At 49.5% G+C, this 527-nt stretch carries 1 protein-coding gene; it reads left to right on the top strand.

Annotation, left to right across the window (positions count from 1 at the left end; genetic code table 11):
- Window positions 1-527: MFS transporter (locus ACTHUR_RS17880; protein ID WP_440400082.1), on the top strand; the 527-nt coding region annotated here is incomplete at both ends.

Here is a 527-nt window from a genome sequence, read left to right as displayed (position 1 = left end):
TTTGGGTGTTGTGTCTGAACGTGACGGCGGGTATCGGCGTTTTGGGTCAGGCTTCTGTCATGATTCAGGAGCTGTTTTCTGAAACTTCTGTCGGTAAACAGGCTGCCATTGGTGCGGGTGCGGCGGCAGGTTTTGTGAGCCTGTTGAGTCTGTTTAATATGGGGGGGCGCTTTTTGTGGTCCAGCGTGTCCGACAAAATTGGCCGTAAAAATACTTATACTATTTTCTTTGTGCTCGGCTCGCTGTTGTATTTTGCCATTCCGTCGATTGGCGAGAGCGGGAACAAGGCTTTGTTTGTTATTGGATTCTGCGTCATCATTTCCATGTATGGCGGCGGTTTTGCAGCGATTCCGGCGTATCTGAAGGATTTGTTCGGCACTTATCAAGTCGGTGCAATCCACGGCAGGATTTTGCTGGCATGGTCAACTGCGGCTGTTATTGGCCCGGTGTTGGTCAACTATATCCGCCAAAGTCAAATTGAAAGTGGCGTTCCGGCTGCTGAGGCTTATAGCATTACCATGTACATT

The organism is Neisseria sp. P0021.S007 (assembly GCF_051956855.1).
This window is presented reverse-complemented; position numbering and strand designations above follow the sequence as displayed.